The organism is Pseudomonas sp. Van50, from assembly GCF_055390755.1.
Window position 1 is genome coordinate 6,559,804 of sequence record NZ_AP024343.1, and the last position, 14,424, is coordinate 6,574,227.

General features: G+C 61.9%; 11 protein-coding genes. 7 read left to right on the plus strand and 4 right to left on the minus strand.

All coding sequences use genetic code 11. The annotated features are described in order from the left end of the window. Positions 1-5 precede the first annotated feature (5 nt). From mdtD to yccS, 4 genes are all read left to right on the plus strand, one after another. Positions 6-1,472 (plus strand): multidrug transporter subunit MdtD, encoded by a 1,467-nt coding sequence (gene mdtD / locus ACZ5M5_RS28465; RefSeq protein WP_464738281.1) that lies wholly within the window; start codon positions 6-8, stop codon positions 1,470-1,472. Between the two features lie 314 nt (positions 1,473-1,786). Next, the gene (gene dbpA / locus ACZ5M5_RS28470) at positions 1,787-3,124 is read left to right on the plus strand and encodes an ATP-dependent RNA helicase DbpA (protein WP_464739469.1); all 1,338 of its coding nucleotides are present in this window, start codon (positions 1,787-1,789) and stop codon (positions 3,122-3,124) included. A 151-nt stretch (positions 3,125-3,275) separates the two neighbouring features. Next, positions 3,276-4,454: a BaiN/RdsA family NAD(P)/FAD-dependent oxidoreductase gene (locus tag ACZ5M5_RS28475; RefSeq protein ID WP_464738282.1), complete on the plus strand. Its 1,179-nt coding sequence runs from the start codon at positions 3,276-3,278 to the stop codon at positions 4,452-4,454. 234 nt (positions 4,455-4,688) lie between these two features. Further along, complete coding sequence (gene yccS / locus ACZ5M5_RS28480; protein WP_060740260.1) at positions 4,689-6,872, plus strand: YccS family putative transporter; 2,184 nt, start codon at positions 4,689-4,691, stop codon at positions 6,870-6,872. A gap of 133 nt (positions 6,873-7,005) precedes the next feature. On the opposite strand, the gene ACZ5M5_RS28485 is transcribed toward yccS, so the two are convergent. Next, positions 7,006-7,743, minus strand: a complete 738-nt coding sequence (locus ACZ5M5_RS28485) for a substrate-binding periplasmic protein (protein ID WP_060740259.1) — start codon at positions 7,741-7,743, stop codon at positions 7,006-7,008. Between the two features lie 259 nt (positions 7,744-8,002). Here ACZ5M5_RS28485 and ACZ5M5_RS28490 point away from each other — a divergent pair, with 259 nt between their 5' ends. After that, entirely contained in the window at positions 8,003-8,455 is a 453-nt protein-coding gene (locus ACZ5M5_RS28490; RefSeq protein WP_060740258.1) for a GNAT family N-acetyltransferase, read from the plus strand. 126 nt (positions 8,456-8,581) lie between these two features. On the opposite strand, the gene ACZ5M5_RS28495 is transcribed toward ACZ5M5_RS28490, so the two are convergent. The 3 genes from ACZ5M5_RS28495 to ACZ5M5_RS28505 are packed head-to-tail and all read right to left on the minus strand — an operon-like array spanning position 8,582 to position 11,552. After that, positions 8,582-8,878, minus strand: a complete 297-nt coding sequence (locus ACZ5M5_RS28495; protein WP_464738283.1) for a winged helix-turn-helix domain-containing protein — start codon at positions 8,876-8,878, stop codon at positions 8,582-8,584. A gap of 4 nt (positions 8,879-8,882) precedes the next feature. Continuing rightward, positions 8,883-9,386: a M48 metallopeptidase family protein gene (locus ACZ5M5_RS28500; RefSeq protein ID WP_060740256.1), complete on the minus strand. Its 504-nt coding sequence runs from the start codon at positions 9,384-9,386 to the stop codon at positions 8,883-8,885. A gap of 42 nt (positions 9,387-9,428) precedes the next feature. After that, complete coding sequence (locus tag ACZ5M5_RS28505; protein ID WP_464738284.1) at positions 9,429-11,552, minus strand: putative bifunctional diguanylate cyclase/phosphodiesterase; 2,124 nt, start codon at positions 11,550-11,552, stop codon at positions 9,429-9,431. A gap of 321 nt (positions 11,553-11,873) precedes the next feature. Between ACZ5M5_RS28505 and ACZ5M5_RS28510 the strand changes: the two genes are divergently transcribed. Together ACZ5M5_RS28510 and ACZ5M5_RS28515 are read left to right on the plus strand one after the other, a co-directional pair. Beyond that, entirely contained in the window at positions 11,874-12,542 is a 669-nt protein-coding gene (locus ACZ5M5_RS28510) for a polysaccharide lyase family 7 protein (RefSeq protein ID WP_060740254.1), read from the plus strand. Between the two features lie 334 nt (positions 12,543-12,876). Continuing rightward, a complete protein-coding gene (locus tag ACZ5M5_RS28515) occupies positions 12,877-13,545 on the plus strand; it encodes a polysaccharide lyase family 7 protein (RefSeq protein WP_092446209.1) in 669 nt (222 codons plus the stop codon). Positions 13,546-14,424 lie beyond the last annotated feature (879 nt).

A 14,424-nucleotide genomic window follows, 5' to 3' on the forward strand; every position in this document is an offset into this window, starting at 1 on the left:
CCGCGATGAAGCCAACAGACACCCGAACACAAACAAGAGGTCCCATGCCCAACCGCGCACCGCTCGACGCCGTCACCGCCCGCTGGCTTCCGTGGGTGGTGGCGATCGCCTTCTTCATGCAGTCCCTGGACGGGACCATCCTCAACACCGCCCTGCCCGCCATGGCCAGCGACCTGGCGGAAAACCCGCTGCGCATGCAAGGCGTGATCATCGCCTACATGCTCACCGTGGCGTTGCTGATCCCGGCCTCGGGCTGGATCGCCGACCGCTTCGGCACCAAGAAGATCTTCTTCGGGGCGATCCTGCTGTTCAGCTTCGGCTCGCTGCTGTGCGCCCTGTCCAATTCGTTGAGCATGCTGATCGGCGCCCGGGTCATCCAGGGCCTGGGCGGTGCGCTGATGCTGCCGGTGGGCAGGCTGGTGGTGCTGCGGGCTTATCCGCGCTCGGAACTGGTGCGGATCATGGGCTTCATCACCATCCCCGGCCTGCTCGGTCCACTGATCGGGCCGACCATGGGCGGCTGGATGGTCGAGTACCTGACCTGGCACTGGATCTTCATCATCAACCTGCCGGTGGGGGTGATCGGCTGTTACGCGGTGTGGAAATTCATCCCCGATCTGCGCGGCAGCGAGCGCACTCGGTTCGATAGCCTGGGGTTCCTGCTGTTCGGCGCGGCGATGGTGCTGATCACCGTCGCCATGGAGGGCCTAGGCGAACTGCACCTGCCGCACCTGCGGGTGATGCTGTTGCTGTTCGGCGGCATGGCCTGCCTGGCGGCCTATTGGCTGCGGGCCGGGCATGTCGAGAACGCGCTGTTCCCGCCGTCATTGTTCAAGACCCGCACCTTCGCGGTGGGCATCCTCGGCAACCTGTTCGCGCGCCTGGGCAGCGGCGCCTTGCCGTTCCTGGTGCCGTTGCTGCTGCAAGTCGCCCTCGGCTATTCACCGTCCCAGGCCGGCATGAGCATGCTGCCCCTGGCGGCAGCGGCCATGGTCGCCAAGTCCGTGGCCCGACCGCTGATCGAACGCCTGGGCTATCGCATCGTCCTGACCGGCAATACCGTGGCCCTGGGCGTGATGCTGGCGAGCATGGGCCTGGTCAGCGAACAGACGCCGTACTGGCTGCTGCTGGCGCAACTGGCGGTGCTGGGGGCGATCAACTCGCTGCAATTCACCGCGATGAACACCGTGACCTTGATCGACCTGGACGACGCCAACGCCAGCAGCGGCAACAGCCTGTTGTCGGTGGTGGCGCAACTGTCCCTGAGCCTCGGCGTGGCCTGCGCCGGCGCCCTGCTCGGCGGCTTTACCGCCCAGGTGGGCAACGACGGGGTGGAGACGGTGCTGGGCGCGTTCCAGCTGACCTTCGTGACGGTGGGGATCATGGCGATGCTGGCGGCGACGATTTTTTCCCAGTTGTCCAAGCAGGATGGACGGCGGCAGAAGCGTCCCGATGAGCATATCGAGCACTGAAAGGCTGGCTGAACATTGGAGGGAGCGATTGAGAAGCCAGACCCGGCAACCCTGTGATGGAGTTGTGGGAGCAAAGCTTGCTCGCGATAAGGAGCACGCGGTGCCTTGAATAACCGAGGTGCCTGTTTCGCGGGCAAGCCTTGCTCCCACAGCCTTGTCCCCATGGTCTTGCTTCCGGACCCTGCCCCACAGCTCGTCCAGAACTTTCGAAGAAAGTGGCACGAGGCTGCTACACTGCGCGACATTTTGTTTTGCAGGCCAGTCCCGTGACCACCATTGCCACCGCTTTTAATACTTTGCCCCTGTCCGCCGCCATGCTGGCTAACCTCGAATCACTCGGTTATGCCCAGATGACGCCGATCCAGGCGCAAAGCTTGCCGGTGATCCTCAAGGGCATGGACCTGATAGCCCAGGCCAAGACCGGCAGCGGCAAGACCGCCGCCTTCGGCATCGGCCTGCTGAACCCGATCAACCCACGCTTCTTCGGCTGCCAGGCACTGGTGATGTGCCCCACCCGCGAGCTGGCTGACCAGGTCGCCAAGGAAATCCGTCGCCTGGCCCGCGCCGAAGACAACATCAAGGTCCTGACCCTGTGCGGCGGCGTGTCCTTCGGCCCGCAGATCGCTTCCCTCGAACACGGCGCCCACATCATCGTCGGCACGCCGGGACGCATCCAACAACACCTGCGCAAGGGTTCGCTGGTGCTCGACGGCCTCAACACGCTGATCCTCGACGAAGCCGACCGCATGCTCGACATGGGCTTCTACGACGCCATCGAAGACATCATCCAGCAGACCCCGGAACGCCGCCAGACGCTGCTGTTCTCCGCCACCTACCCGGTGGGCATCAAGCAACTGTCGTCCAAGTTCATGCGCAATCCGCAGCAAGTGAAAGCCGAGGCGTTTCACTCCGACGCGCAGATCGAGCAGCGCTTCTATGAGATCTCCCCCGAGGAGCGCATGGACGCGGTGGTCAAGGTGCTGGCGCATTTCCGCCCGGCCTCCTGCGTGGCGTTCTGCTTCACCAAGCAGCAGGTCCAGGAAACCGTCGACCACCTGAGCGCCAAGGGCATTTCTGCCGTTGGCCTGCACGGCGACCTGGAACAGCGCGACCGCGACCAGGTGCTGGCGATGTTCGCCAACCGCAGCACCTCGGTGCTGGTGGCGACTGACGTGGCGGCCCGCGGCCTGGACATCGATGCCCTGGACATGGTGATCAACGTCGAACTGGCCCGGGACTCGGAAATTCATATCCACCGCGTTGGCCGCACCGGTCGCGCCGGTGAGAAAGGCATCGCCATCAGCCTGGTAGCGCCGTCCGAAGCCCACCGCGCCCAGGCCATCGAGCAACTGCAGAAGTCGCCCCTGAGCTGGGACCAACTGGACAACCTCAAGCCCCAGGGCGGCGGCCCGCTGCTGCCGGCCATGAGCACCCTGTGCATCGGCGCCGGGCGCAAGGACAAGGTCCGCCCCGGCGACATCCTCGGTGCCCTGACCGGCGAGGCCGGCATCCCCGGCACCCAGGTCGGCAAGATCGCGATCTTCGATTTCCAGGCCTATGTGGCCGTGGAACGCGGCATCGCCAAACAGGCCCTGCAACGCCTGAACGATGGCAAGATCAAGGGCCGCTCGTTGCGGGTGCGGATCCTGTAAAGCGATCTGCAACCCAACAGAGATCAAACTGTGGGAGCGAGCTTGCTCGCGATAGCGGTGGATCAGCGGCATTGATGCTGCCTGAGACGCCGCCATCGCGAGCAAGCTCGCTCCCACATTCAGTGTGCGAGAAAGTTGAGAGGACACCGTTTTGCGCTCTACCGAAGTCGTGATCATTGGCGCTGGCGCCGCGGGGTTGATGTGTGCGCTGACCGCGGCCGTGCGCGGGCGGCAGGTGATGCTGCTGGACCACGCCAACAAGGCCGGCAAGAAAATCCTCATGTCGGGCGGTGGGCGCTGCAATTTCACCAACATGTACACCGAGCCGGGCAACTTCCTGTCGCAGAACCCGCACTTCTGCAAATCGGCCCTGGCCCGCTACACCCAGTGGGACTTCATCGCCCTGGTGGCCAAGCACGGCGTGCCCTATCACGAGAAAAAACTCGGCCAGTTGTTCTGCGATAACAAATCCAGCGACATCCTCGGCCTGCTGCTGAATGAATGCGACCAGGCCGGCGTCAGCCTGCACCTCGACACGTCGATCACCCAGATCGAAAAAACCGACGGCGGCTACCTGCTGCAAACCACCCTTGGCGCCCTCGCCTGCCAATCCCTGGTGATCGCCACGGGTGGGCTGTCGATCCCGACCCTCGGGGCGACCGGCTTCGGTTATCAGGTGGCGAAACAGTTTGGCCATGCGCTGCTGCCGACCCGCGCCGGGCTGGTGCCGTTCACCATCACCGATCAGCTCAAGACGTTGTGCACCGAGCTGTCGGGCACCTCGGTGGATTGCCTGGTGAGCTGCAACGACCAGAGTTTTCGCGAGAACATCCTGTTCACCCATCGCGGCCTGAGCGGGCCGGCGATCCTGCAGATTTCCTCGTTCTGGGAACCGGGAGACACGGTGCAGATCAACCTGCTGCCCGACCACGACGTGCCGCAATGGCTGCAACAGCAACAGGCCGAACGCCCCAACAGCGAACTCAAGACCCTGCTGGGCGAGCTGTTCACCAAGAAGATGGCCAACCTGCTGGCCGACACCTGGTTCGTGTCCAAACCCATGAAGCAGTACACCCACGGGGAGCTGGCGGACATTGCCGAGAAATTGGCGAGCTGGAACGTCGTCCCCGCCGGTACCGAAGGCTACCGCACCGCCGAAGTCACCCTGGGCGGCGTCGACACCCGGGAAGTCTCGTCCAAGACCATGGAATCGTTGAAAAGCCCTGGCCTGTACTTCATCGGCGAAGTGCTGGACGTCACAGGGCACCTGGGCGGGTTCAATTTCCAGTGGGCGTGGGCTTCGGGTTATGCGGCGGCGCAGTACGTCTGATCCGACATGATTTGAATGTGAGCAGTAACCCTGTGGGAGCGAGCTTGCTCGCGATAGGGCTGGTTCAGTCAACATCAATGTGACAGGACTGCCGCCATCGCGAGCAAGCTCGCTCCCACAGGGACTGGTGGCGGCTCCCGGAACACTTTTTGCTGTCAGATGTGATCGCCGCCATTGCGTCGGCGTCATTACTGCCTCAATTTAGCGTCATTGCCCGTCAGGCCCGTGCACTTCATGTCATCGAACTCGTTTAGCCAGTCTTTGCGTCGCCTTTGGGCGTTGGATAAGTTCAGTTATAGCGTGCGGGTGTTCATCGCCCTGACCGGCAGCATGGGGCTGTGCTGGTACCTGGACGAAATGGCGCTGCTGATTCCCCTCTTTCTGGGCATCATCGCCAGCGCCCTGGCCGAGACCGACGACAGTTGGCAGGGCCGCCTCAACGCGCTGGCCGTAACGCTGGTGTGCTTCACCATTGCGGCGCTGTCGGTGGAGTTGCTGTTCCCGTATCCCGTGCTGTTCATCGTCGCCCTGGCCCTGGCGAGCTTCGGCCTGACCATGCTCGGGGCCCTGGGTGAACGTTATGGCGCGATTGCCTCGGCCACCCTGATCCTTTCGGTCTACACCATGATCGGCGTGGACCAGCGCGGCGGCGCGGTCACCGATTTCTGGCATGAGCCGCTGCTGCTGGTGGCCGGCGCCACCTGGTACGGCCTGCTTTCGGTGCTGTGGCAGGCGCTGTTTTCCAACCAACCGGTGCAGCAAAGCCTGGCGCGGCTGTTTCGCGAGTTGGGACGCTACCTGAAACTCAAATCGTCGCTCCTCGAGCCGATCCGTCAACTCGACGTCGAGGCCCGCCGCCTGGAACTGGCCCAGCAGAATGGCCGGGTGGTCGCCGCGCTCAACAGCGCGAAGGAAATCATCCTGCACCGCGTGGGCAACGGCCGGCCGGGCTCGAAGGTCAGTCGCTACCTGAAGCTGTACTTCCTGGCCCAGGACATCCACGAACGCGCCAGTTCCTCCCACTATCCCTACAACGCGCTCGCCGAGGCCTTCTTCCACAGCGACGTGCTGTTCCGCTGCCAGCGCCTGCTGCGCCAGCAAGGCAAGGCCTGCCAGGCGCTGGCCGAGTCGATCCAACTGCGACAGCCGTTCGTCTACGACGACACCTTCGCCGAGGCCCTCAACGACCTGCACGCGTCCCTTGAACACCTGCGCATCCAGAGCAACCCGGCCTGGCGTGGCTTGCTGCGTTCGTTGCGAGCCCTGTCGGTGAACCTGGGCACCATGGACCGCCTGCTCAGCGACGCGAGCAACCCCGACGCCCTGGCCGACGCCACCGACAGCAGCCTGCTGGACCGCTCGCCGCGCAGCCTCAAGGATGTCTGGCTGCGCTTGCGCACCCAGCTCACGCCCACCTCGCTGCTGTTCCGCCATGCCCTGCGCTTGCCCCTGGCTTTGAGCGTGGGTTACGCCGTGGTGCACATGATCCACCCGTCCCAGGGCTATTGGATCATCCTCACCACGCTGTTCGTGTGCCAACCCAACTACGGCGCCACCCGGCGCAAGCTCGGCCAGCGGATCATCGGCACCGCCATCGGCCTGACGGTGGCCTGGGCGTTGTTCGATCTGTTCCCCAACCCGCTGGTGCAGTCGTGCTTCGCCATTGCCGCCGGGGTGGTGTTCTTTACCAACCGCACCACCCGCTACACCCTGGCGACGGCGGGGATCACCATCATGGTGCTGTTCTGCTTCAACCAGGTGGGCGACGGCTATGGTCTGCTGCTGCCGCGGCTGTTCGATACCTTGCTCGGCAGCCTGATCGCCGGGCTGGCGGTGTTCCTGTTCCTGCCCGACTGGCAAGGTCGGCGGCTGAACAAAGTGCTGGCCAACACGCTGACCTGCAACAGCATTTACCTGCGCCAGATCATGCAGCAATACGCCGCGGGCAAAAGTGACGACCTGGCCTACCGCCTGGCCCGACGCAACGCCCACAACGCCGATGCCGCGCTGTCCACCACGCTGGCCAACATGCTGATGGAGCCTGGGCATTTCCGCAAGGAAGCCGATGTGGGGTTCCGCTTCCTGGTGCTGTCCCACACCCTGCTCAGTTACTTGTCCGGCCTGGGCGCCCACCGGGGCACCGAACTGCCGACGGAAGTGCGCGAACAGTTGATCGACGGTGCCGGGGTGAGACTGGCAGCGAGCATCGACGAAATCGCCCAGGGCCTGGCGAGCAAACAACCGATTGCGATCCAGAGCGACGAAGAGGAAGCCCTGGCCAGCGAGCTTGAACAGATGCCCGATGAAATCGACGAAGGCCAGCGCCTAGTGCAGACGCAACTGGGGTTGATCTGTCGACAGTTGGGGCCGTTGCGCACGTTGGCGGCGCATTTGATCAAGGACACTGGCGAGGCTTGAGGGCTGTGGTGTCCAAGCGGACCTCATCGCGAGCAAGCTCGCTCCCACATTGAATCTGCTGTAACACAAAGTCTGTGCACACCAGCGATCCACTGTGGGAGCGAGCTTGCTCGCGATAGGGCCGGCTCAGGCGCTACATCCCATGCGCCTTCAATAACCGCGCATAACTCCCATCCGCCTTCATCGCCGCGATCTCCCGATCGAACCCGGCCACGATCTGCTCATGCTCCGGGTTCTTCAGGCTGACCAGGATGTGCAGGCTGTTTTCGCTCAAGGGCTTGGGCAGGAACTCCACGGCGCTGCGCACCTTGGGCGATTCGCGGGCCAGGTAATAGCGGGCGACGAACTCGTCTTCCAGGGTCAACTTCACGCGGTCGGCAGCCAGCATGCGCACCGCCATGGCGAAGTTATGCACCGGGACTTTCTGCATCTGCGGGTCTTCATCGAAATCCTTGGAATAGGCATAACCGCGCACGACAGCGATGGGATAGGCACGCAGCTGTTGCAGGCTGTCGAACTGGATCGCCTCGTCCTTGCGCTTGATGAAGAGCACGCGGTTGATCAGGTATTCGGCCGAGAACCGGCCGATATGGGTGCGATCCTCGCTGTACCAGGCGTTGATCAGCACGTCATAGCGGCCCTCGCCGATGCCCAGCATCGCCCGGGCCCAGGGCACCTGTTCGAAGTCGGTGGCATAGCCGGCCCGCGCCAGGGCGGTGCTGACGATATCGGTCGCCAGGCCGCCATTGATCAAGGTGGAATCGGTAAAGGGCGGCCAGGCATCGGCGACCAGGCGCAACTTCTGCGCGCAAGCCTCATAGCTCAGCAACAGCAACCCGATCAATGCAAGAGTTCGATGCAATCGCGGCATGCCAAACGTCCTTGACGGGTTCAAAGCCCGGTTTGTTTTTAGCCGAAACTCAACAGGCATCCTCGGACACCCGGTCCTAACATTAGCTCATTGGAACCGCTGCGCAGGGCTGTCACGAAGATTACACAAAGACGACAGCACCGCGACAAAGGAATGATGGCATTTTGGTCTTTGTCACAGATTTTCCGGTCGCGCGAGCAAGAGACTTCCGAGCCAACCACGCTTAATATCGGCAGCAGGTTCTTCAGGAAATTCAAAAATGGATATCGAGTGGGTCTGCAAACATCACAGTGACCTGAGCAAGGAACAGCTGTATGCCATCCTCAAATTGCGCTCCGACGTGTTCGTCGTCGAGCAGAACTGCGCCTACCCGGACGTCGACGGGCTGGACCTGGAGGGCGACACCTGCCACCTGATGGCCTGGCACGACAACCACCTGGTGGCCTACCTGCGCTTGCTCGACCCGCACTCGCAGAACAGCGACGTAGTGATCGGGCGCGTGATCATCGCTCCCCAGGCGCGCGGCCAGGGGTTGGGCCACACGCTGATGGAGCAAGCGCTCAAGCAGGCCGAGAAACATTGGCCCGGCACATCGATCTCATTGTCGGCCCAGGCGCATCTGCAGGGGTACTACGGGCGGTACGGGTTTGAAGTGGTGGGGGTGGAATACCTGGAGGATGGGATTCCACACATCGGTATGCATCGACCTTGATGACGGCATCGCGAGCAAGCTCGCTCCCACAGTGGATCCAGGTCGTACATCAATCGCGTGTTCACCGAAGATCGATGTGGGAGCGAGCTTGCTCGCGATAGGGCCAGCCCAAACACCACCCTACAATCAGGGATACTCGAGCACCGCCTTGATCCGCGGCAGATTCGCCTCGATCCACTCCCGGTCAATCGCACCCCAGTCGCGAATCCGATAACGCCCGGCGTGGTTGCGAGCGCCCTCCTCTTGTTCGAACTCACACACGATATCCAGGTCCGCCAGGGCCGCGACCGTGTCCTGGGCAGTGCGTCGCGGCATGCCGGTGACTTCAGTGAGCGCCGGGACGTTGCTCGCCAGGCCGCTGTCGATCAGGTAAGCCACGTACAGGCGACGGTAGAAACTGGTCTTGGTCTTGCTCACGTCCATCCGGTCAGTCCTTGTGAGGTTGCAGGTCACGCCAGGTCAGGTACACCCGCAGGTCGAATTCCAGTTGGTGATAGCCCGGCAGCATGTGTTCGCAGAGTTGGTAGAAGGCCTTGTTGTGGTCCGACTCCTTGAAGTGCGCCAGCTCGTGCACCACGATCATCTTCAAGAACTCGGGTGCCGCGTCCTTGAACAGCGCCGCGATGCGGATTTCCTTCTTGGCCTTGAGCTTGCCGCCCTGCACCCGCGACACCGCGGTGTGCAGGCCGAGAGCACGGTGGGTCAGGTCCAGGCGACTGTCGAACAATACCTTGTCGATGGCCGGCGCGTTACGCAGGTATTGCTGCTTGAGGTCCAGCGCATAACCGTACAGGGCCTTGTCGCTCTGGATCGGATGCCGATCCGGGTAGCGCTGTTGCAGGTAATCGCCCAGGCGGTCCTGGGCGATCAATTGCTGCACTTGGGCTTGCAAGGCGGCGGGGTAGGCCTGGAGGTATTTGAGCGCGGTCATCGGCAGGCAACACAGTCACAAGAGGCCGCCAGTGTAGCGAATTCAGACCTGCACCGCGCTCCAGTCGAAGGGCGTGGCGAAGACATCGGTGTCTTCGGCCATCAACGGACGCGCCACCAGGAACCCCTGCACGAACTCACAGCCGTGGGCATGCAGCCACAGATACTGCTCGCGGGTTTCCACCCCTTCGGCGATGACCCGCAAGCCCAACTGCGTACAGAGGTCGATGACCGAGGCGGCCAACGCGGCATCCCGGGGCGACCCTGGCAGACGGGCGATCAAGTGCCGATCCAGCTTGAGGGTATCGAGTTCAAGGTCACGCAGATGCGTCAGCGAACACGGGCCCGACCCGAAGTCATCCAACGCCACCCGCACCCCGAGCTGGCGCAGCAACCGCAACTGCTTTTGGGTTTCATCGGGATTGCGCATCAGCGCATCCTCGGTCACCTCGACCTCCAACTGCCGAGGCTTCAAGGCGTGGCGCTCCAGGACCTGGCGCAACTCGGTCACCAGGTTCGGCATGCCGAACTGAGTGCTGCTCAGGCTTACCCCCAACACCAGGTCGTCAGCGAACAAACGCTCCCAGACTTTGCGCTGGGCCGCGCTGCGATGATAAATCCAACTGCCCAGCCGACTGATCAATCGCGCCTCTTCCAGCAACGGCAGGAACAGGCCCGGCGGCACATCGCCGACACTCGGATGCTGCCAGCGCAACAGCGCCTCGAACCCACGGATCCGCCCGTCGACGATGCTCACCTGCGGCTGGTAGACCATATTGAAATCACGGTTTTCGATGGCCGAGCGCACGCTCTCTTCCAGCATCAGCCGTGAACGGGCTCGACCGTTCATTTCATGGTCGTAGAAACGGTATTGCTGGCGACCGGCACGCTTGGCTTCGTACATGGCGATGTCGGAGGCCCGTAGCAAGCCATCGAGGTTGGCGCCACAGTCCGGGTACGTCGCGATGCCGATGCTGGCACCGAGTGCCACGTCCATGCCTTCGATCTGCTGGCAGATCGCGACGCGCTCGATGAGTTTCTCCGCGATCTTGGCCGCCTGCTCGGGAAACTCCAGGTCCAGCAGGGCCGTGAACTCGTCACCGCCCAGCCGCGCCAGAATATCGAAGGGGCGCAGGCACGCCTTCAACTGCTCCGACACCCAGCGCAAGACCCGGTCCCCGGCGTCGTGCCCCAGCGAGTCATTGACCCGCTTGAAGCCATCGAGGTCCAGGTACAGCAGCACCCAATTGCTTTCCAGCCGCTCGCTGCGCATCAACAGGTTTTCCGCGGTCTGGTAGAAGCCCCGGCGGTTGAGCAAGCCGGTCAGCGGGTCCGTGACGGCCTGGTATTCGAGCTGCTGGTGCAAGTGGCGAACCACGGACATGTCCTGGAGCGTTACCACCATCGCCTTCTGCTCCGAGGGCAGCGGCGCACAGGACAAGGCCACCGACACCTGCTGGCCGGGTGCCGTGCGCAGCACCGCGTCATGCAGTCGCCAGGTTTCACCGCGCCGATAGGCATTATGGATATCAGAATCGGCCCATTCGGGAATATGGGGTTTCTGCAGGAAATCCAGGAACGGCATCCCCTGCAACTGGTCGGCGGTGGCATTGAGCAAACGGCAGGTAGACGGGTTGGCGAAGCGGATACAGCCATTCTCATCCACCACCAGGATGCCTTCGGCGGCATTGTCCAGCACCGAGGCATTGAAGGCCCTGGCCGCTTCGAGATCCTGGCTCAGGCGCTGCAAGGCCCGGCGATTGCGCTGGTGCTCGAGCAATGCCTGGACCTTGGGCTTGAGGATTTGCGGATCGAAGGGCTTGAACAGGTAATCCACGGCTCCACTGGCGTAGCCCTTGATGACCGCGTCCTGGGATTGCTCGTTGGCGGTCAGGAAAATGATCGGCGTGAGCCGCGTGCGCTGGCTGCCGCGCATCAGGCGCGCCACTTCGAAACCGTCCATTTCGGGCATCTGCACATCCAGCAGCACCAGATCGATGTCGTGTTCGAGCAGCAGGTTAAGCGCCTCGACCCCCGAGGACGCGGTCATCACCTGCCAATCCTGCCGCTGCAACAAGGCCCGCATGCTGAGCAGGTTTTCAGGGTAATCATCAACAATCAAAAGGACAGAGCTGTCTTCGCCGGGCGTTGGTTGCGCGCATTCCATGCTGCTTCTCTTATCGGGCGCCACGTCCGTTTTTACGTAGCAAATCGGACAAATACTGTCCCCTCACTCTAGACCGGGATTTTGAAAAGCAGTAGGTGTCATCGCGCCATCATCCAGACAAAGCCCGAAATAGCCGACTAACGGTCACCCACCTCGGGCACAAAAACTGCAAAGACACCAACGACGAACAATTGACGTCAATCATCCGCCGGACGGTTGTCGAAAAACACCCATCCTGCGTGATCAACACGCCCACAACGCGCGAGTTAGAGCCCGCGCCAGGGCTTCAACTTTTTTCGCTTCGTTACGTAGGATCCGGACATGATCGATCTCGCCACCTGGAACTTGAGCATCCCCGAGGGCAGCCCACCGGCAACCATTTCAACCCCGCTGCTGGTACAGGGGTTCAAGGACCAATACTTCAACTCCGAAACCGGGACCCTGTTCTTCTGGGCACCGGTGACCGGCGCCAAGACGGAAAACGCGATCTACCCGCGCAGCGAACTGCGGGAGACCTACAGCAACGGTACATTGCGCAACTGGCTGTATTCGGCGGCGGACAACAAACTGGCCGCGACCCTGACCGTCAGCCAGGTGCCCAGCAGCGGCAAGATCGTGATCGGCCAGATCCACGCCAAGGACAGCACCAGCCCCATGGTGAAGCTGGAGTACCAGTACAAGACCTACAGCTCCACCGGCAACATCGTCGCCAAGGTCCGCATACGCCCCGATGACGAATCGGGCCAGGTCATCACCATCGCCACGGGCATCAAGCTGAACCAGTCGTTCTCCTACCTGATTCACCTCAGCCCCGCCGGCGTCCTGACCATCAACGGCGCCGGCTATCAGTGGAATACCAACATCAGCAACACCTGGAGCGACAAGCCGCTGTACTTCAAGGCAGGCGTGTATGTGCAAGACAACACCGGCTACGTCACCGAAGGCGGGAAAGTGACCTTCAGCATGCTGGATATCGATCACAACCTCTGATTGCGCCCTCTCGTAGCGCCATAGCAGCAAGGAACGCTGCTTGCCTCGTGCGACAAAAACCTCCCTATGGGTTGTTTGACGCCCCACAACAGGGCGCCATAGACAGATGCCATATCGCCATGTTCCCGAAAAATTCCTACTAGCCGACTAACGGTCGCCTATCTCGGGCACCAAACCGGCAAACGCAACTCTGACGGACTGTTGACGCCAACCCTCCGCCGTACGAACGTGCCAAATACACGTTCGCGCCCCCTTTTTGGCCTCAGCAAAAGCGCGTCTTAGAGCCCTCCGGCTGTGGCGTAAATCATTTCTTCTTCTCAGAAAGGATCCGAACATGGTCGATCTTGCAACCTGGAACCTGAGCATCCCCGAGGGCAGCCCACCGAAGACCATCGAAACGCCTCGACTGGTGGATGGGTTCAAGGATAAGTACTTCAACTCAGAAGGCAGCACGGTGTACTTCTGGTCGCCTGTCACCGGCACCAAGACCGAAAACGCGATCTACCCGCGCAGTGAATTACGGGAAACCTATAAAGACGGCACCTTGCGCAACTGGGTCTACCCTGACGCCGACAATAAATTGAGCGCGACCCTGGTGGTCAACCAGGTGCCCAGCAGCGGCAAGATCGTGATCGGGCAGATTCATGCCAAGGACAGCAGCAAGCCCATGGTGAAACTGGAGTACCAGTACAAGGATGACGGCAAGACTGGCGACATCGTTGCCAAGGTCCGCATGCGTCCCGATGACGATGAGGGTCGGGTTATTACCGTCGCGTCCGGCGTGAAGCTGGCTCAGTCCTTCAGTTATCGGCTTCACCTTGATCGTACGGGTGACCTGGGTATTACTGCGGCGGGTCGTAGTTGGTACACCACCGTCAGTTCCAAATGGAAGGTCAAGCCGTTGTACTTCAAGGCTGGTGTGTATGTGCAGGACAACAGTGGCTATACCAGCGAAGGTGGGAAGGTGACGTTCAGCAAGTTGGATATCGATCACAACACTTGATTGTGGGCTTTCGATAGAGAGATACCGTGTGTATATCCGTTGCTGCGGTAACGGCGGCTTACGGTTCCGCCCTTACGGCGGGTCACTTTTGAGAAGCGCAAAAGTAACCAAAACGCTTTATGCCCCACCACTCGGCACCTCGCCTAGGCTCGGTGTGCCCTCACTCCGGCATTGCTCCGTGGGCCCGCCGCGAAGGGCCATCCATGGCCCAGCGCGGCTATCCCGGCATCCATGCCGGGATGCCCACTCCACAATACCTGCGTTCGGCCAGCGTGGTTAACGGGGCGCCGAGATCAACGTCCACCGCGAGGCGGCCTGCCAGCCGGCGTGGCTCTCACGGTCGTACTCCGATCCAATTGTGGGAGCGAGCTTGCTCGCGATGGCGGCCTGACAGCCGACCAATCTCTACCGGTTGCACCCGATCCCAACTGTGGGAGCGAGCCTGCTCGCGAGACGGCCTGACAGCCGGCCAGTCCCTCCCGGTTGCCCTCCATCAACCACAGCATCTGCCATTCCCTCAGGCGCAGCGACAGCAAATACTGCGCACCTGCCCTTCTGAAAATCTCGTAGGAAAACACGCACCGTGGCGAGGGAGCTTGCTCCCGCTGGGCTGCGAAGCGACCCTTCTTTTCGTCAGACCTACCCGATGCCCAATGTTTACGGGGGCTGCGCCCCCGAGCGGGAGCAAGCTCCCTCATCACAGGGGCTGCGTGCGTCCTACAGCTCGGTTGCTGGGTCAAAAATCCGCTCTGAATCCGCTCTATAGTTAGGGCCGTCGCTGGCTTTGGTCAGTGACGGGGGTTTCGCAGCCCAATACAGAGGAATACACCGTCGAATGAATATTCAGGCAAAATGCCCGCGTTCATTTTATGGCGGTTG

Excerpts from the sequence above, each read along its gene's own strand:
- mdtD (WP_464738281.1), top strand. The coding sequence starts at position 6 with ATGAAGCCAACAGACACCCGAACACAAACAAGAGGTCCCATGCCCAAC.
- dbpA (WP_464739469.1), top strand. The coding sequence starts at position 1,787 with ATGCTGGCTAACCTCGAATCACTCGGTTATGCCCAGATGACGCCGATC.
- yccS (WP_060740260.1), top strand. The coding sequence starts at position 4,689 with ATGTCATCGAACTCGTTTAGCCAGTCTTTGCGTCGCCTTTGGGCGTTG.
- ACZ5M5_RS28485 (WP_060740259.1), bottom strand. The coding sequence starts at position 7,743 with ATGCCGCGATTGCATCGAACTCTTGCATTGATCGGGTTGCTGTTGCTG.
- ACZ5M5_RS28490 (WP_060740258.1), top strand. The coding sequence starts at position 8,003 with ATGGATATCGAGTGGGTCTGCAAACATCACAGTGACCTGAGCAAGGAA.
- ACZ5M5_RS28495 (WP_464738283.1), bottom strand. The coding sequence starts at position 8,878 with ATGGACGTGAGCAAGACCAAGACCAGTTTCTACCGTCGCCTGTACGTG.
- ACZ5M5_RS28500 (WP_060740256.1), bottom strand. The coding sequence starts at position 9,386 with ATGACCGCGCTCAAATACCTCCAGGCCTACCCCGCCGCCTTGCAAGCC.
- ACZ5M5_RS28505 (WP_464738284.1), bottom strand. The coding sequence starts at position 11,552 with ATGGAATGCGCGCAACCAACGCCCGGCGAAGACAGCTCTGTCCTTTTG.
- ACZ5M5_RS28510 (WP_060740254.1), top strand. The coding sequence starts at position 11,874 with ATGATCGATCTCGCCACCTGGAACTTGAGCATCCCCGAGGGCAGCCCA.
- ACZ5M5_RS28515 (WP_092446209.1), top strand. The coding sequence starts at position 12,877 with ATGGTCGATCTTGCAACCTGGAACCTGAGCATCCCCGAGGGCAGCCCA.